Below are 16,587 nucleotides of genomic sequence, written 5' to 3' on the forward strand. Positions count from 1 at the left end.
ACCGCGACGATACCGATCAGGTGGCAACATCCACCTCGAATCACCTGACGGTTAAGCCCCGTGCCAATAATTCGGTAAAAACGTGCCAAACAATTTCGGGAGTCACAGGTACATAAGGGTTTCCGGGACTGATCAGGTCCTCGATTTGCAGAGGGACGCTCTGGAGGCCATTCGATGCGATCGAGTGTGGGAAGAAGTGGCGAGTGGCGCCAAGGACGATCGCCCGGCCCTGCTCGATCTACTCAGTCACCTTCACGCCGGTGACACCCTCGTCGTCTGGCGACTGGACAGGCTAGGTCGATCACTCAAACATCTGATCGAAACAGTCGAGGACTTGCAGCGGCGCGCCACTCTCTACCGACATTGTCAGGTAGACGGTTGGCGCACAGCACTTCTGAACGCGGAATGTCAGAAGACGACTGCACGCTCGGCGAAAGCATGATCACTGACTGCTGAACCGGCCGCTGACGTGGAGATCTGGGACGAGTGCCTGGTATTGGTCCTTGAGGAACGCGAGGTCGGCGTTGCCGGGGTTGGCCAGGCTGGTGCTCACTCAGCTCACTTGGTGGTCCCGTCGCCTCCACGCTGTCGACCCCTATCAGGGTTGATGTGGAGTCGAACGCCCTTATAGGCGACTGTGTACGGCACATCGTCGTCGTTGTCCGGGTCGCCGGAGCCCGCAGGGTCAGGCAGTTCCGCGATCTGCTCGATGACGATCTGTGCTCGCGCCGCACCGGGATCGAACATCTCCTGAAACGGCCCGACGAACGACCCCCCAAGGCCGCGGCTCTTCGCCCGGACCGCCGCCCACCAGAGCAACGGCAATGGGCCGAACATGGCAAACAGCAGTAAAAACCCCAGTCCCATGCGCACGAGCGTACCGACCGACCGCTATCAAACGGGCTCACGTCAGTGCGACAATCCCGGTACGGTTCGGTGTCCGCATGGTGTCAGGAGGAATATTTCACGTTTCGAATACTGCACACCGCCAATCGACGTCTCAAGTCGTCACTGAACGGTTCGGCCTGGAAGTAATTACTGATGATCGCAGGTCGCTGGATCTGGTTCTTCCGTTGCCGTGGGAATGGCGAATAGCGTTGTCGAAAGTAATCCCTTGCGAACTCGTCGGCGTACAGCGCCATCGGGTTCTCTCTGACTGGTACACGACGAAGCCCGCCGACACCCGGAGATATCGAGTGGCTTCCAAAGAGTCGGTGGCCGTCTTGCGCCTCTCGGCACCCCGTCGAGGTGCCGCTATTCGATACAGATGCATCAATGTTGTATCTGACTGAACGGGAACCGAGTCAGGTTAGAGTGTGCGTATTCGATGATTTGCGAGCAGTCTTTCGACGCTCAAGCATCCTCCGCTTGCAGCTGGAGAGTGCTTGACGTGTTTGGGTAGAGCGGAGATGTCGAAGTCGTTGAACCCGTCGATTTCGACCGGGAAATCGACGCAGCAAGACGGCTTTTCCTTCCGGCCAGTCGACAGCGTCGGCGAGCCGCCATATCCCGGACTGTCGGGTTAACGGCACACTCGATAGAAGGTTTTGCGCGTCGATGTTGGTCAGATTGATTCTGCGCTGTTTGCTGACTCGACGAACCGCGACCAGTACGGGACGCTGATAGTTTGGGGGGGGAGAGTGCCTTTCGGCCCTGTCCGGACAGCAACTCGTTGGTGAGGTATTCGAGTAGGTTGGCCCCGTAGTAGATGATGTCGGTCTGCCACACGGAGAACACCGGTGATTCTGACGGTGAGGGCGCGGCGGGGGTGAAGCGGTGCGCGTAGATCGGAATGAGGCGCGGCCACCCCCTGAGTTCTCGGCGCACCGTTGTGGCTATGTCCTCGGTTGAGGAGGGCAATGTGCCCCACGATGGCGGCCAGAACGGCGGACTCTGATGCAGTGCATCCCATATGAATCCTTCGGCAACACTATCTAGCCATGTCTCCAGCTCGAGGTCGTCGCCGTTTCGCCAGTCCGGCCAGCGGTCACCGAGCGGTAAGGCAGTGGCGAGCAGGCTACGGTGATCCGGATTGAAGTGAAATCCGAAGCGTTCGTGGACAGAGTCGAATTCAGATTCGGTTAATCCGGGGCCGAGTTCGATTCCGGCGTCGTTGAGCAATGCCGCTGCTTCGCGCCCGATGAGTGCCATCCGAGGAGTTTCGCAGATATCCACGAAGACCGGGAATACTGCACGTTTCGAATGTGGCACCTCCTCCAGTCACAGTGGAGGTAATCCGCTCTATAACCAGTCAGTCATCCTCGACAGACGGTTGATCTGCTTCCTCAGTGATGCGGGTACTCGCGGACAAGTTCTGGATGTTTGGCACGCAGATAGTGGCCGCTCAGTGTGACGCGTTCTGCTGCCAACCACGCCCATGCCGACCTGTCCCACTCGGCCAGTTCGGTAACAATGTCCGCGACAGTGACTGTGCCACTATCACTTTCGCGCAGAACGACAGTGGGATCGTCCCAGTCGATTTCTGCGGCCTCATTGTCCAGTGTCCCGTGCGCTGCGATGACGGCGAGGTCCATATCTTCCGAAAACGTTCCGAATTGGACTTGGCGCTGAAAGTCGTTGTCCGCGACCATATCGAAGTCCAGTGCCGCGACTAACCAGCGGCGAGGACAATCGCGTGCCACCAAGACGGCGGTCACCTGAATCGGTCGGGGTTCGGCTTCGGTCGGAACGCTTCCGACGACGATGGCAACCCGGTCATCGGCCACTGCAATTGGCACACCTTGAAGACCGGGATGGTCGGGACGATCACCGGTGACAAATTTGTCGTCGTAATGGCCGGCGAGCAGTTCCTCGAGCAGTGGGCCCGTGGCCGCGCGGGCAATCTGCCATCGATCATGTCGAGCGATGGCCTCGATGAGAAGGCTGACGCATGCGATCAGAGTTCCCAGGCGGCGGTCTTCTTTGAATCGGTTTTCCATTACGCCGCCGTCGTCGAGCGCGAGAAGCAGAAACCCGGCGTCGAACCACAAGCGGCGAGGGGAGAGGAGAACTCGCGGAACTGTCTGTGCATCTCATGCCCCGAGTTCTCGGTGAACCGCAACACGAAGGTCGCGGACTCGGGGTCACCCACATGCGACGGTACCGTACCTAGAGTCGTGGCTCGCACCGCAAGCTGGGGATTGGCGGCCGCATGCGTGTGGGTCGGGCTTTTCTCGGCAGAACGGACCGTCAGGTACGTTCTGAAGATGGCTCCGACTTGGGAACAGATTCGAGGCGCGAATTACGGCACGATGGGACGCACAGTCGGCGGACGCGTCCACCGACCCGACGGGTCATGGCAGCTGGTGTTGCACGCTCCGGAGGCGGCATGGCGTTACGAAAACGAGTTCGGTGAACCGATATTCCTGGAGGACACCACCGACAGATGGTCACTCGACGCGGACGGCACGATGGTCCACGCCGCCAAGTCTCCCAACACCATTTACGCGACCATGGGTATCGGCTCACCCTCACTGCTTCTGCGTGCGTACGACGTGTTTCCTCCCAAATCGAGTCACGGGTTCGACAACCATCGATTCGTCGACCCCAGTACACCCCGAGAAGCGATGGTTCGCGGCCGTGAAGGATGGGAAGTAACCGCTCTCGACCAGTACACCAACGAAACGGTCACCTACGTGTTCGATGCGCACCTCGGTGTCGCGTTGCGATGGCGGTACGGCGATGAGTGGATGGAACTCGAAAACCCTGCTCTGGACCAAGAATTCGAGCCCGATCTTTTCAGATGGACAGGTCCCTCTCGCCCCGCGCAAGACGAGATGGCGAAGTTCCAGCGCGAGCATCAGGAACGAGAACGCGCACTGGCCGAGATACCTCAGGCGGTTCCGACGTGGCTTCCGCTGACGATAGGTGCCACGTCGCAGTCAGGTGATCCCCGTACCGGTGAGCTGAGCTTGTCGATCAACGGGATTTCGCCCCAATTCACGTTGCGCCGTTGGGTGAGCGCGATCGGCGAGCCGTCACTCGAGTGGCCGAACGATCAGACGCCGGAACGTTATCGGCAGTCACTCGGTGACTGGACATACGAAATTCGTAGCTATCAGGACATCGACCCGGCCGACTGCGCTCGCGTCGTCGAGTCGATCGTTCCCGTTGACCCACCGCAATGGGAGGCGGCAGAGATCACCGCCGAACTCGCAGCGGAGGAACACGACCGCCGTGAAGCGCAGGTACTCGAAACTCTCGGAACCGGAAGAATACTCACCGACCACCTCGCAGACGAGTCGCTGCTGATCCGCACAGACTTCAGCGACGACGCCGCCTGGCGTGAGATCGCTGTCGCCGCAATGGCTCCGATTCTGCAGGGCAACGACATGGAATTCGCGGCCTACCTCACCTGCATCGACAATCGTGACTACGACGGGCTGAGCGTCGACGGGTTGCTCGAGGCAATTGGCGAACCGCCGCCCTACTACGCATTTCTCGTCGATGCCGAGACGGTGAGTAACCCCGAAAAACCCATCGTCGCGGTCTACACGGGTCCGGACGAACCGGAGCGGCCGCGCGGGAGAACCTTTCGCGTCATTCCCGCGGAGATGCCGAGCGTGGAGAACAACCTGTCGATCGCGAACATGGATTTCGAGTCTTTCGCGGACAGCGTCGACGAAGACGGAGTTTTCCGTGGTTTTCCCGAGCCAGTTCGACCTGTCGGGGAGGTAACCACACGTGAAATCGCACAGTGGATCGCAAACGATCTCGACACCGACGCCCTCAGAGACTTTTACGCCGAGATCGTCGGGTGGAAGTACCCCTATCCGGTGTCGCTGTTCGAGGTCGAATTGTTGGAGGTCCATGCGCAGACTCGCGACCACGATCATGGAGTCGCCGACCTCGTCGGATACGACGAGTTCCTAGCTGCGACAGCACATGGGGGCCCTGCGCTGAGCGGTACCGTACCGGCGCACAATGCGCGATGGTCGTTTGTGATCGACCGTGAATCGTATCGACCGATCGCGGTGTACCGCATCGGGTTCCGCGCCTACGCCCCACCGGCCTCCCCGGACGGGGCGCCGCAACCGATGAGGCTGGAGGTGCCGTTCGTGTGTAGGGAACCGGTGACGCTGTCGACACTGACGGACGACGATGACCTAGTCGACCGAGACGCGGTACAGCGAGCCGTTCTGGCCGAGGCTGCACGCCTCCACGGAGATGCCCACATCGCCGGCGGTGAACCTGTTCTCCAGCGGATTCCGCGACTCGAAGGTTTCACCATCGGGTGCCATGCGCAGGTCGACGGTCACCCAGTTTTTTACGTAGCCATCGTGACCGACGTCCGCGACGAATTCATCGTGCAGGAAGTACCGCCTGAGGGACTGCGCGTGGTCGGTCCAGGGCAGGCCTGAACGATGGCCAGTTCTAGCCAGGTCAGGCACGCCCAGGACTTATCGACATCGCGTGTCTATTAGCGACAGTGCACCAAGACCAACTCGAAATACAATCCATGACCTGACGGGCTTAGTACTGGATCTGAATGAGATTGACATATTTCCTGAGGCGCCACCTAGCGTTGAAACTATGTTGCATCCTGCCGTTCCAGCCAGTTCAAGATTGCTTGGTTAGTTTCCTTGGGCCTTTCTTGTTGGATCCAATGACCGCAGTCAAGATTGACTACTTCTACGTTGGGCACGAACTCTGTCAGTTTTTCAGACTTCGCGATGGCGTCGCGGTCGCCGTAGATCATGAGTGTGGGCTGTTGAATGATGGGGTTCACGTCCGCCAACACATGCCAGTTGCGGTCCAAGTTTCGGTACCAATTGATACTGGCCGTGAATCCTGTCGATTCGAAGGCGGAGACGAAAACGGCCAATTCGCTATCGCTCATCAGAGGCTCACCGAGCGGCGTCTCTGCTCTGGCGAGATCGATCAGCGCCATACCCGGCTGAGGCTCCCTGAGGGGTTCGTTCTTCCGGTACATGTTGCGGAGGAACCGGAAGGTGTTGTCTTCGAACACGGCGTCCGCGACGCCCGGCTGTCGATTGAAGTGGACGAAGTAGAAGTCGCCGCCAAGCACGGCTTCCATGAACTCAATCCAGGGCTGCTCTCCGCGATCCTGGTAGGGCAAGCTCAGGTTGATCACTTTGTTTACCCGGTCCGGGTGCAACAGGGTCAGGCCCCACACGACAAAGGCGCCCCAATCGTGACCGACAAAGGTGGCATCTTCGTAGCCGTAGTGATCGAGAAGTGCGATGAGATCACCCGCCAAGTGTTCAATGTCATAGTCCGTCACTTCGGTCGGACGTGATGAATTGCCGTAGCCGCGCTGGTTCGGGACGATGACGTGGTAGCCCGCCTCGACAAGGGCGGGCACCTGGTATCGCCAAGAATAGGCGTGCTCTGGCCATCCGTGACACAGCACGATGGGTTTCCCGGCATTGTGTCGCCCTGCTTCGAAGACTTCGAGTTCCACGCCGTTGACTGGGATAAGGACGGGCTTGGGGAAGTCGGATGGATTCACGGATTCTCCTTTGGGTTGATTACCGATCGTGTGTGTGGAATGACCGGTTGCCCCGACGATAGGGAACATTGCGGACACATCGTGTCCTCGATTGTTGGCACACTGAAGAAATGCGGAACGATCCAACAGGTAGAGCGCTGCAGCTGCTGTCGCTTTTGCAGACTCATCGTTTCTGGCGCAGCGCCGAGCTCTCCGCACGACTCGAGGTCACGGAGCGAACGGTGCGCCGCGACGTTGATCGCCTCCGCGACCTCGGCTATCCGGTCGATTCCACGTCGGGAAAATATGGGGGCTACCGACTTGCAACAGGAGCACACGTGCCGCCCCTGGTTCTCGACGATGACGAGGCCGTCGCGGTAGCCGTCGGGCTACGCTACGCCGCTGAGGCAGCCATCGACGGCATCGAAGAAACGTCGCTGCGCGCGCTGACGAAAATCGAAACACTCCTGCCTCATCGCCTGCGCCGACGTGTGTCGGCGCTACATTCGAGCGTCATTTCGATGCGGCGGGCGGACGACAACGACATCGTTGATCCCGAAGCACTCAGTGTGCTCGCCGCGGCATGTCGCGACCATGAGCATGTGCGTTTCGACTATCGGCGAGGTGATGGCGAGAGCAGCAGACGGTTGGTCGAGCCGCACCAACTTGTCACGGCAGGACGACGTTGGTACCTCCTGGCATGGGACCAACATCGTGGTGACTGGCGAACTTTTCGGCTGGACCGACTCTGGGAGCCCCAGCTGGCGGGCAGTCATTTCACACCACGCGAGATTCCGGGTGGTGATGCGGCGGGCTTCGTCGCGAGCTCACTCGGCTCGTCGCCCCGTCACCTCGATGCGAAACTCGTCATCGAAGCCACGTTCGCAGAACTCGAGGGTGTGCTCCGATGGATTGACCACACACCAATCGAGTTGGGGCCGAACTTCAGTGTGGTCGAGATCCGCGGTGAAGATCTCGGCCGGCTCGCCATGACGGTTGCTCGCATTGCGCTCACCGCTCCAGTGACAGTCATCGAACCAGCCGAGCTCGCCGACACCGTAAGGCAGCTCGCCATTCACCTCAGAATCTCGCCACCATGCCGGTCCCTCGTCTATCGAGATACGTGTCCGTTTCGCTCTGAACTAGGAGAGTAAATGACCACTTCGGAATCGCCGCCACCGGTCTCCGCCCACCCCCCAACGTGGAAATTCGACTACCCGATCATCCATGCCGAGACTCGGGAACAGTGGCGAACTTGGCTGACGCACAACCATAAATCGGCCCGAGGCGTGTGGTTGTGCTCCTGGCGCAACACCGCCGGCCGTCAACGCTGCCCGTACCCCGAGGCCGTCGAGGAAGCCATCTGCTTTGGTTGGATCGACTCCACCAACACCATCCTCGACGAAGAGCGCGGCTTGCAATTGTTCACGCCGCGCAGACCCAAGAGTTCTTGGACCCGGCTCAACCGCGAACGCGCAGCCGATATGGAGGCGCGCGGCCTCATGACCGACGCTGGGCGCCACGCCATTGCTGCCGCGAAAGGCAACGGCTGGTGGACGATTTCCGACCAAGTAGAAGACCTCGAGGAACCGTCTGACTTGACGGCGGCGCTGGATCGAGACCCGCGAGCTCGAAGCAACTGGGACGGTTTTCCGCCCAGCGCCCGTAAACAGATGCTGTGGTGGATCGTCACTGCCGCTCGAGACGCGACACGGGCAAGTCGAATCGCCCATATCGTCTCCGAAGCGGCCATCGGTCAACGTGCCCGCGGCTGATCCGCAATTCGCTCGCGCCCGGCGCGAAGCCGTAGCGAGCTTCGGATCACTCGGCGACGCAACAGGTAGCGCCGCACAAGTCCTGGTGCCCGGAGTCAGTCAACCTACGGGCCTGGCAACGCCGAGGGACAGCGCGCCCATGATTTTTGGTACACCCTTCTGATAGAAGGTGTCGAGGTCGTGGATCTCGAAGCCCGCGGTTTGCACGAGCGTCGGGATCTTGCGCGTGAGATGGCAGCCGCCTGCGACTGCTTTCTGGATCGGTTCGAAGCGGTGCTGCCAGCGTCGCACTTTCTCGTCCGGGGCAAGACCGTGTTCAACGAAATGCAGGGTTCCGCCGGGCTTGAGAACCCGTCGCACCTCGCGCAGCGCGGCGCCCGCGTCGGGGATAGTGCACATCGTCCACGTGGAGAGTGCGGCGTCGAAGGTGTTGTCGGGGAAGGGAAGTGACTGCCCGTCGAGTCCGGAGCGCTCGACGGGCACGGGTGACTCCGCGAGCCGTGTGCCCGCTAGTTTCCAGCCGAGGTCGGCGGGTTCGACGGCGCTGACCGAATCGATGGAGTCTGGGTAGAACGGGACGTTGAGACCGGATCCGAACCCGATCTCGACAACACGACCGTGCAGGTCGGCGCAGACTCGCTTGCGCGAGGGTTCGGTCAGCGACATCCCGCAGGTTGCGTTCACCAGTCGCGGAACGATGTGATCCTCGTAAAACCTCATGTCAGCCTCCCCGTTGTGTGGTTGCTGTACATCCAGCATTCCAGAATCCCGACGAATGTTGCACTGGCGACTTTGCAACGCGCTGGTGCCGATGTTGAAACGGGGTAACCGTCGAACGGGGACGGATTCGGAGAGGACAGATGATGACTGACAATCCACGATCAATTGCTGAACGCACCAGAGAGGTTCCCCCGGGTGACGGACAAGAACGATTCGCCGGCTACGGGGTGATGGGACAACCATTCGCTAGTGGCCACTACTTGGCGATGCGGCACTTTCCCGCCAGCTCGGTCGGTGCCGGGTACGACTCGGTGTGGCATCGAGACCCCGACGGACGTTGGATCATTTACAGCAGCAACTCGCCCGAGAACAGTTGCGCCCGATACTTCGGCTCGGATCTCGCCGACGCGCGAACAGCGGACATCAAGGTGACGTGGACGGGCCCGTCCGCCTTCACGGTCAGGGTGGACGAGACACTCGTGTGGGAACTCGACGTGGGCCGATCTGCGGCGACCGCCGCGATGACCGGCATGGGCAAGCTGATGCCTGGCGCAATGTGGCGCAGCAATGGCGTGATGTCCGCGATGGGACGCGCCGCCGGACCCGCGCTGGGTGTCGGCCGGGTGAAACTGACCGGGACCACCTCGAACGGTCAATGGTATCGAGCGAATCCTCGGATGTTGTGGACCGTCGACCGGAGTCGGGCGAGTATTGACGGGGTCGATATCGGACCGCCAGGTCCGCTACCTGTGCAGGCACGTCTCGGAGATTTCTGGCTGCCGCAGAAGGGGATGTTCGTCGTGGGCGAATCCTACTTCGAGCCCTACGACGCCACTCGACATCTGCCGGCCCATCCGAACGGCTGAGTCGCATCAGCCCGGTCGGCCCGATAGGTTTACGCGGTGCCTATCTCCGTGCTGATTGTCGATGACCAGGAACTCATGCGTATGGGGCTCAATATGGTCCTCGCGGCACACGAAGATATTTCAGTGGTCGGTGAAGCCGGGGACGGAGCGGCTGCGCTTGCCTCGGCGATCGCACTGAAGCCGGATGTCGTGCTGATGGACGTCCGAATGCCGATTGTCGACGGCGTCAGTGCAACCGAGCAGATTCTGGCGTCGGGGATCGAATCGCGTGTTCTTGTGATGACGACGTTCGATCTCGATGAACATGCACTCGGTGCGTTGCGGGCAGGTGCCAGTGGGTTCCTGCTCAAGGACACTCCACCCGAGGACCTCGTGTCCGCAATCCGCAGTGTTGCGGCCGGCGATGCTGTTGTGTCACCCAAGGTGACGCGAAGATTGTTGTCTCGCTTCATCGTCGACGGTCCGGCGCCACGGCGAGATCCGATCGTTCTGGACGTGTTGACCGAACGTGAACGGGAAGTGCTCAGCCATATCGCGGCGGGGCGATCCAATACGGAGATTGCCCAGGAACTGTATTTATCGGAGTCGACGATCAAGTCTCATGTGGGACGCATCCTCACGAAGCTGGATCTTCGCGACCGCGTGCAAGCTGTCGTGCTGGCCTACGAGACCGGGCTGGTGACTCCGGGCTCGTAGGCCGATACGAACTCAGGCGTCGAAGGAGCCGACCGTCGGAAGCACGATGCAGGACTTTCCGTCGGTGTAGTCGACCTTGCCGAATATCGCGGCCAGGACCTTGCCGTCACCGGTGTCGACGACCTTCGACAACAGGGGAGTGTCCACGACCGGGAGGGTCTCGTCCAGAGGAACAATTCCGCCCTTGAATGTGCTGGTGTTGATCCACGCGACACTCAACTCGGACGTTTTCGGAATCCCGATGTACGCGGGAAGTGCCTGGAATCGAAGTTGGTTGTCCTCCACCCACGGAGGTAACGGGAAGTTAGGCCCGGACTGCGCGGTAGCGAGAGTCACCGTCGCCATCTGTCCGTCGAGCCCACAACCAACCGTCGGTGCGGGATACATGAACGGCGCCGGTGTCGTGAAGCCGAGATCAACGCCCAATGCGTCAGCGATCTGGTCAGCTGCCGCCGTGCCGATCAATTGATTCAACGCAGCGGTGGCCTCGGGCGAGATTGCGCCGGCTTGATCGATCAGTGCCGCGAGGTCGGTGGGCACATTGATCTCGATCGGCACTGTGAACTCGGCAGGTGCCTGCGGATCTGCCGCCGCAGAACCGGCTCCGACCAGGGCAGACCCTGCAGTCAGGGCTACGACGGCGGCAGCGCCGGCCAGCGCAGCGGGTAGACGCCGGGAAAGTCTGTTGCCGGGGAGTCGGCTCATGTCGGGCTCCTTCACGTTCACTAGGTCCGCTGGAAAGCGGGTGAAACGACTTGACCACACCCAGAGTCTAAAGGTCAACTTTAGGGTTAGATCGTTAGCGGAGCGTTAGTTAACGTCGCGCACACCCGGCGCGGTGGGAAGTGACTCACTACACAGGCAATGTCGGGCGCTCGGGAGAAAAACCGAACCGTCGTGCGTTGTAGTGGTAGACCGTCTGAAAGGGGACGTCATGATCGCCGCCATGTTCCTGCTTTACGTGATCGTCGAGATCGCCGCACTTGTCATCGTGGGCAACGCCATCGGCATTGCCTGGACAATTCTGCTGTTCCTGGCCGGTTCACTGGTCGGGATGGTGCTCATGCGTTCGCAGTGGCGAAAAGTCATGGACGGATTCCGCAAGGCAACGCGCGGTGAAGGTTCACCGTCGCTCGCCGTGGCAGACGGCGCGCTCGTTGCTACTGGCTCCGCGTTGATGTTCGTTCCCGGTCTTGTCACATCGGTCCTGGGTCTGCTCCTACTGATTCCCCCGACCCGTTGGGCACTGCGTCCTCTTGCTGTCCTCCTGGCAGGCCGGCGGGCAGCGGCGTTCGCAGCGGGCGGTGACGCCTTTGCAGGCACCGTCGGATACGCAGCCCGGATGCGTGGAAACGGTGAGGTCATCGACGGCGAGATCATCGTCGAAACACCTACCGCGACCACCGAATATGTGGCCAGCAACGGCAAGGAACTTGTCCTCGAGGGTGAGATTCTCGACACGGATACACCCACCCGTTCGCGGGGGCCGCAGTACTAACAGGCAGACTTGGCGCTCGTGACTACTCGATTGCTGGTCAACGGCCGGATCTACAGTTCTTTTGCACCTGACGCGACTTCGCTCGCCATCACCGACGGCACCGTCGTCTGGGTAGGTGACGAACGCGCCGGACGCGCATTGCATCCCGGCGCCGAGATCGAAGATCTGGACGGTGCGTTTGTCACTCCCGGTTTTGTCGATACTCACGTCCACATCACTGCGCTCGGATTGTCCATAGTCGGACTTGATCTTGTCGGTGCACAGTCGCTCGACGAATGCCTTTTGCGTGTAACGGCATTCGCCGACGCCAATCCCGACGCCGTCATCTGGGGGCACGGTTGGGACGACACCGAGTGGGCCGATCAGACTGCGCCCTCGACGGCTGACCTTGATGCCGCAGCACCGGGGCGCAAGGTGTACCTCTCCAGGATCGACGTGCACTCGGCAGTGTGCTCGAGCACACTGCGGGACGGGATCGATGGACTGGCAAACGAGGCCGGTTACTCCGCCGACGGCCCGCTGACTTTCGAAGCCCACCATCTCGCCCGCGCCGCCGCACGTAACCTCCTCACGGCAGATCAGCGCGCCGCGGCCCGCACCGCCGCTCTCGATCTCTGCGCCTCACGCGGAATCATTGCCGTGCACGAGTGCGGTGGCCCGGATATCTCCGGCCTCACCGATTTCCAGGAACTCCTCGCTCACGATCACGGCGTCGAGGTCCGCGGATACTGGGGTGAGCACGTCAGTACAGCGGAGGACGCTCGAGCGCTCCTCGACAAGACCGGCGCGCACGGCCTCGGCGGTGACCTCTTCATCGACGGTTCGCTGGGATCGCACACTGCGTGGCTCACCGAACCCTATGCAGATCAACCGGATTCGACCGGAAACGCCTACTTGGGCGTCGACGCCATCGCGGCGCACGTACGGGCATGCACCCTCGCCGGAATTCAAGCCGGGTTCCATGCAATCGGTGATGCCGCCGTCTCGGCCGCTGCGACAGCATTTCAGCAGGTTGCCGACGAACTCGGCGGACCCAAGGTCGCCGCACTGGGTCACCGTCTCGAGCACGCCGAAATGATGTCTGTCGCTGACGCCGAAACCTTTGCCGCGCTCGGCGTCATTGCCAGCGTCCAGCCGGTCTTCGACGAATTGTGGGGCGGCACCGACGGCCTGTATGCCACGCGACTGGGCGGCGAACGCGCCGTTGCACTCAACCCGTTTGCCCCGGCCGCATCCAAGGGCGTTTCCCTCGCATTCAGTTCCGACGCACCGGTCACTCCGGTGGAACCGTGGGCGATGCTCCGTGCCGCAGTGCATCACCGCACCGACGGAAGCGGCATCTCACCGCGAGCGGCCTTCTCGGCCGCAACCCGCGGCGCCTGGCGCGCCGGCGGAGTCCGCGACGGCGCGGCCGGAACACTCAACCCGGGTGCGCCGGCGTCGTATGTCATCTGGGAAGCGGGAGACCTCGAGGTAAGCGCGCCGGCCGACTCGGTCCAGCGATGGTCGACCGATCCGCGCTCGCGTGTCCCGGCGCTACCGAGTCTCGACGCCGACGCGCAGGCACCGGTGTGTGTTCGATCGGTGCATCGTGGACGCGTCGTTTATGAGCGTTGAGTCACCCGCCGGGCAGCGGTCTCGGATAACCGAGATTCTGACCCGTTCGGTGTGGTTGCGGTCGCTGTACTCGGCAGCGGGTGGATATCTGATCTTTGTGGGGTTTCCGCCGCGGCCTCTGTGGTTTCTCGCACCGGTGGGCATTGCACTCCTCACGTGTGTGCTGACGAACTTCGGCCGCGGGGGACTGCGGCTGCGAGCTGGATTCGGATACGGCTACCTGGCAGGTCTCGGCTTCCTGATTCCACTACTCCCGTGGATCGGGGTATTTGTCGGCGCAATGCCGTGGATCGCCCTTGCCGCCGTGGAGTCACTGTTCATCGGATTGTTCGGGCTCCTGGCAGTTTTGGTGTCTCGGTTACCGTGGGCTCCGCTCTGGATTGCCGCAATCTGGTCATTGACCGAATGGCTGCGCTCCAGTGTTCCGTTTGGCGGATTCCCTTGGGGCAGGCTTGCTTTCGGCCAGTCCGAAGGTTTACTGCTTCCGCTGGCCAGCCTCGGCGGAGCGCCGCTGCTCAGTTTCGGGGTGGCCCTGACCGGCACCGGTTTGGCTGCCGTAGCTATTGCCGTTGCAGGCAAACGCTGGGACAGGGGATTTGTCGGAGCGGTTGCCGCATCCGTCGTACCTGTTCTGCTGGCTGTTGCCGTGGCGCCGTTCCTCGCAACCATGGACTCCGGCGAGAAGACGATCACCGTCGCGGCAATTCAGGGAAGCGTCCCGCGGTTGGGGTTGGACTTCAATTCCCAACGCAAGCAGGTGCTCGACAACCATGTTGCCGAAACTCTGAGGCTTGCGGACGAGGTCGACGCCGGACGCGTCAAACAACCCGACATTGTCATCTGGCCGGAAAACGCCTCCGACATCGATCCGCTGCGCAACGTGGACGCAGCAGCCGACATCACTCGCGCTTCCGTATCGATCGGTGCGCCGATCCTGGTCGGTACCGTGCTGGTCAACGCCGACCGGACAACCACGAACTCCGTGATCGTCTGGGACGGAAACAAGGGTCCGCAGGAACAGCACGACAAGAAGATCATCCAACCGTTCGGCGAGTACCTGCCGTATCGCGATTTCTTCCGGAAGTTCTCCGAGTACGCCGACCGCGCCGGCAACTTCGTACCCGGCGACGGCAATGGCGTTGTCCACGCCGCGGGTGTGCCCATCGGCATCGCCACCTGCTACGAAGTGGCATTCGACCGGGCATTCCAGGAATCAGTGCGCAACGGAGCGCAACTTCTTGCCGTACCGACCAACAACGCCACTTTCGGCGATACGGAGATGACGTACCAACAGTTGGCGATGTCGCGAGTTCGTGCCGTCGAACACGGCCGAGCAGTGGTCGTCGCAGCTACCAGCGGTGTCAGCGCCATCATCTCGCCGGACGGTTCCGTCACGTCGGAAACCGACTTGTTCGTACCCGAGTATCTGGTTGCGGATGTGCCGCTGTCGACCGACACCACCCTTGCAACGAAGCTTGGCCCCGCGCCCGAGGTCGTCCTGTGCCTCCTCGCTGCGGGCTCAATAGTGATAGCAGTAATTTCCCGACGACGTGAACCCTCCCTTCCCGAAACAGGAGAGAGCAATGACTGACGTAACCAAGGGCTCGAAAACCGATCTGGTGGACGCGAGCTACACCATCGCGCTCGACACCGGAAGCGTTCGTGGTGTGGTGGATATCGCGGCAGTTCTGCTCGGCGCCGACGGGAAAGTCCGAACCGACGACGACTTCGTTTTCTTCAACAACCCGAAAGCCCCCGGCGTTGCACTCGTTTCGGACGAGACGATCACCATCGACCTCGCCGCTCTGCCTGCTGACGTTCACCGCGTGTTGATGACCGGCAGCACTGAAGCGCAGGGAAAGAACTTCTCGGATGTCACTTCCATCCGCGTCGACGCCCGTGGATCGTCGCAGCAGTTGTCTTTTGTGCCAACAGGTTTGACTACCGAAACGGTGCTGCAGTTGGTCGCCTTGTATCGCCGCGGCGCGGGTTGGCGTCTCGACGCCGTCGGACAGGGATACAGCGCCGGACTGGCAGCCTTTGCCGCTGAACACGGTATCGACGTCGATGACGACGAGCCCGCTACTGTTGCGGCTCCTGAAGCACCCGTAGCCGCTCCCGCCCCCACCATCAGCTTCGAGAAAGTCTCCGTCAGCCTCACTAAGGATTCACAGGACAAGACAGCGCGCATCGACCTGCGTAAGAGCCAAGGCGATCCCAGTTGGGTGTTGACTGTCGGCCTGGAATGGGACGGGCGCGGGGCGACGTACGACAAGAACGGCAAGGTCAAGAAGTACGGCGAAGGAGACCTCGACGTCTACTTCTTCTGCCGCAACGAAGAGACCAACGACTACGTCGTCATCAGCGGTGAGCCGAACCATCGTGGTGGACTCGAAACCTGGCCGCACATCTACCACTACGGAGACAGCGCCGGACCGGGCAAGGGGAAGAAGCCGGCCGTCGAGCAGGTTCGTGTGCTGCCCCACGAGAACGGCGATCTGCTGGTCAACGTTTATCAGAGCGTGGACAACGGGGCCGGTGCAATCGATTCGTTCGGCAATCCTCGCGTCGCCATTCGGTACGGCAAAGCCGGTAAGGACGGACTCCCTGGTTCGGACGCCGACGAGATCCTCGTGTACGTCGGCAACGGCAAGAACTCGTTCTGGGCGACCGTCGCGCACATCGATGTGCAGGACGGTGTGCTGACCGTCGACGGGGAGACGCGCTACAGCCGAACTCTCAGTGAACGCATGCCCGGTCTGGACGCCGACGGTCAGTGGGTGCAGCGCCCCAAATCAGGCCCGACCGGACGCAGCAAGAAAGCGAACAAGGGCGTCGGACTGGACAAGTACTCCGGGCCGTGCGATTCGGGGCGTAAGAAGCGCCGTTAGGGGCAAAGCCCCTGTGCGCCTTTCTGGTAGCCCCCACTACCAAAAAGGCGCACAGGGGGCTTCGCCTCCTTCA

16 protein-coding genes are annotated in these 16,587 nt (G+C 61.3%); 10 read left to right on the top strand and 6 right to left on the bottom strand.

Annotated features, from left to right (window positions below):
• Nucleotides 1–82: 82 nt before the first annotated feature.
• Nucleotides 83–442, top strand: coding sequence for a recombinase family protein (locus EEB13_RS15310; protein WP_410055765.1), 360 nt, complete (start codon nt 83–85; stop codon nt 440–442).
• 116 nt (nt 443–558) lie between these two features.
• On the opposite strand, the gene EEB13_RS15315 is transcribed toward EEB13_RS15310, so the two are convergent.
• The 3 genes from EEB13_RS15315 to EEB13_RS15325 all read right to left on the bottom strand — a co-directional run bounded on the left by EEB13_RS15315 (nt 559) and on the right by EEB13_RS15325 (nt 2,990).
• A complete protein-coding gene (locus EEB13_RS15315; protein ID WP_045067760.1) occupies nt 559–867 on the bottom strand; it encodes a hypothetical protein in 309 nt (102 codons plus the stop codon).
• 486 nt (nt 868–1,353) lie between these two features.
• Nucleotides 1,354–2,151: a hypothetical protein gene (locus tag EEB13_RS15320; protein ID WP_261984559.1), complete on the bottom strand. Its 798-nt coding sequence runs from the start codon at nt 2,149–2,151 to the stop codon at nt 1,354–1,356.
• A gap of 134 nt (nt 2,152–2,285) precedes the next feature.
• Nucleotides 2,286–2,990 (bottom strand): hypothetical protein, encoded by a 705-nt coding sequence (locus EEB13_RS15325; RefSeq protein ID WP_261984560.1) that lies wholly within the window; start codon nt 2,988–2,990, stop codon nt 2,286–2,288.
• A gap of 216 nt (nt 2,991–3,206) precedes the next feature.
• On the opposite strand from EEB13_RS15325, the gene EEB13_RS15330 reads away from it, so the two are divergent.
• A complete protein-coding gene (locus EEB13_RS15330) occupies nt 3,207–5,360 on the top strand; it encodes a DUF6924 domain-containing protein (protein ID WP_141485716.1) in 2,154 nt (717 codons plus the stop codon).
• 170 nt (nt 5,361–5,530) lie between these two features.
• Here EEB13_RS15330 and EEB13_RS15335 read toward each other — a convergent pair whose 3' ends face one another.
• Nucleotides 5,531–6,472, bottom strand: coding sequence for an alpha/beta fold hydrolase (locus tag EEB13_RS15335; RefSeq protein ID WP_141485717.1), 942 nt, complete (start codon nt 6,470–6,472; stop codon nt 5,531–5,533).
• A 110-nt stretch (nt 6,473–6,582) separates the two neighbouring features.
• Between EEB13_RS15335 and EEB13_RS15340 the strand changes: the two genes are divergently transcribed.
• Nucleotides 6,583–7,605, top strand: coding sequence for a helix-turn-helix transcriptional regulator (locus EEB13_RS15340; protein WP_141485718.1), 1,023 nt, complete (start codon nt 6,583–6,585; stop codon nt 7,603–7,605).
• Nucleotides 7,606–8,226, top strand: a complete 621-nt coding sequence (locus EEB13_RS15345) for a YdeI/OmpD-associated family protein (protein ID WP_141485719.1) — start codon at nt 7,606–7,608, stop codon at nt 8,224–8,226.
• Nucleotides 8,227–8,325: 99 nt separating this feature from the next.
• On the opposite strand, the gene EEB13_RS15350 is transcribed toward EEB13_RS15345, so the two are convergent.
• Entirely contained in the window at nt 8,326–8,946 is a 621-nt protein-coding gene (locus EEB13_RS15350) for a class I SAM-dependent methyltransferase (RefSeq protein WP_033232027.1), read from the bottom strand.
• Nucleotides 8,947–9,089: 143 nt separating this feature from the next.
• On the opposite strand from EEB13_RS15350, the gene EEB13_RS15355 reads away from it, so the two are divergent.
• Nucleotides 9,090–9,812, top strand: coding sequence for a hypothetical protein (locus EEB13_RS15355; protein WP_141485720.1), 723 nt, complete (start codon nt 9,090–9,092; stop codon nt 9,810–9,812).
• 36 nt (nt 9,813–9,848) lie between these two features.
• Complete coding sequence (locus tag EEB13_RS15360) at nt 9,849–10,508, top strand: response regulator (protein ID WP_033232028.1); 660 nt, start codon at nt 9,849–9,851, stop codon at nt 10,506–10,508.
• Between the two features lie 12 nt (nt 10,509–10,520).
• Here EEB13_RS15360 and EEB13_RS15365 read toward each other — a convergent pair whose 3' ends face one another.
• A complete protein-coding gene (locus EEB13_RS15365; protein WP_141485721.1) occupies nt 10,521–11,213 on the bottom strand; it encodes a hypothetical protein in 693 nt (230 codons plus the stop codon).
• 229 nt (nt 11,214–11,442) lie between these two features.
• Here EEB13_RS15365 and EEB13_RS15370 point away from each other — a divergent pair, with 229 nt between their 5' ends.
• Genes EEB13_RS15370 through EEB13_RS15385 form a run of 4 tightly spaced genes read left to right on the top strand, consistent with a single transcriptional unit; the run spans nt 11,443 to nt 16,514 of the window.
• The gene (locus EEB13_RS15370) at nt 11,443–12,006 is read left to right on the top strand and encodes an FxsA family protein (protein ID WP_033232029.1); all 564 of its coding nucleotides are present in this window, start codon (nt 11,443–11,445) and stop codon (nt 12,004–12,006) included.
• An 18-nt stretch (nt 12,007–12,024) separates the two neighbouring features.
• Entirely contained in the window at nt 12,025–13,623 is a 1,599-nt protein-coding gene (locus EEB13_RS15375) for an amidohydrolase (protein WP_141485722.1), read from the top strand.
• Nucleotides 13,613–15,214, top strand: coding sequence for an apolipoprotein N-acyltransferase (gene lnt, locus EEB13_RS15380; protein WP_045067754.1), 1,602 nt, complete (start codon nt 13,613–13,615; stop codon nt 15,212–15,214). The genes EEB13_RS15375 and lnt overlap by 11 nt, the downstream gene beginning before the upstream one ends.
• The gene (locus tag EEB13_RS15385; protein ID WP_141485723.1) at nt 15,207–16,514 is read left to right on the top strand and encodes a TerD family protein; all 1,308 of its coding nucleotides are present in this window, start codon (nt 15,207–15,209) and stop codon (nt 16,512–16,514) included. Before lnt ends, EEB13_RS15385 begins: the two co-directional genes overlap by 8 nt.
• Nucleotides 16,515–16,587 lie beyond the last annotated feature (73 nt).

The sequence above is a fragment of the Rhodococcus sp. WS3 genome, assembly GCF_003797085.1.
Classification (GTDB): domain Bacteria; phylum Actinomycetota; class Actinomycetes; order Mycobacteriales; family Mycobacteriaceae; genus Rhodococcus_F; species Rhodococcus_F globerula.

What these genes read in the sequence shown, in the direction of transcription:
- EEB13_RS15340 (WP_141485718.1), top strand. Translation starts at nt 6,583, where the DNA reads ATGCGGAACGATCCAACAGGTAGAGCGCTGCAGCTGCTGTCGCTTTTG.
- EEB13_RS15355 (WP_141485720.1), top strand. Translation starts at nt 9,090, where the DNA reads ATGACTGACAATCCACGATCAATTGCTGAACGCACCAGAGAGGTTCCC.
- EEB13_RS15345 (WP_141485719.1), top strand. Translation starts at nt 7,606, where the DNA reads ATGACCACTTCGGAATCGCCGCCACCGGTCTCCGCCCACCCCCCAACG.
- lnt (WP_045067754.1), top strand. Translation starts at nt 13,613, where the DNA reads ATGAGCGTTGAGTCACCCGCCGGGCAGCGGTCTCGGATAACCGAGATT.
- EEB13_RS15365 (WP_141485721.1), bottom strand. Translation starts at nt 11,213, where the DNA reads ATGAGCCGACTCCCCGGCAACAGACTTTCCCGGCGTCTACCCGCTGCG.
- EEB13_RS15315 (WP_045067760.1), bottom strand. Translation starts at nt 867, where the DNA reads ATGGGACTGGGGTTTTTACTGCTGTTTGCCATGTTCGGCCCATTGCCG.
- EEB13_RS15330 (WP_141485716.1), top strand. Translation starts at nt 3,207, where the DNA reads ATGGCTCCGACTTGGGAACAGATTCGAGGCGCGAATTACGGCACGATG.
- EEB13_RS15320 (WP_261984559.1), bottom strand. Translation starts at nt 2,151, where the DNA reads ATGGCACTCATCGGGCGCGAAGCAGCGGCATTGCTCAACGACGCCGGA.
- EEB13_RS15385 (WP_141485723.1), top strand. Translation starts at nt 15,207, where the DNA reads ATGACTGACGTAACCAAGGGCTCGAAAACCGATCTGGTGGACGCGAGC.
- EEB13_RS15350 (WP_033232027.1), bottom strand. Translation starts at nt 8,946, where the DNA reads ATGAGGTTTTACGAGGATCACATCGTTCCGCGACTGGTGAACGCAACC.
- EEB13_RS15370 (WP_033232029.1), top strand. Translation starts at nt 11,443, where the DNA reads ATGATCGCCGCCATGTTCCTGCTTTACGTGATCGTCGAGATCGCCGCA.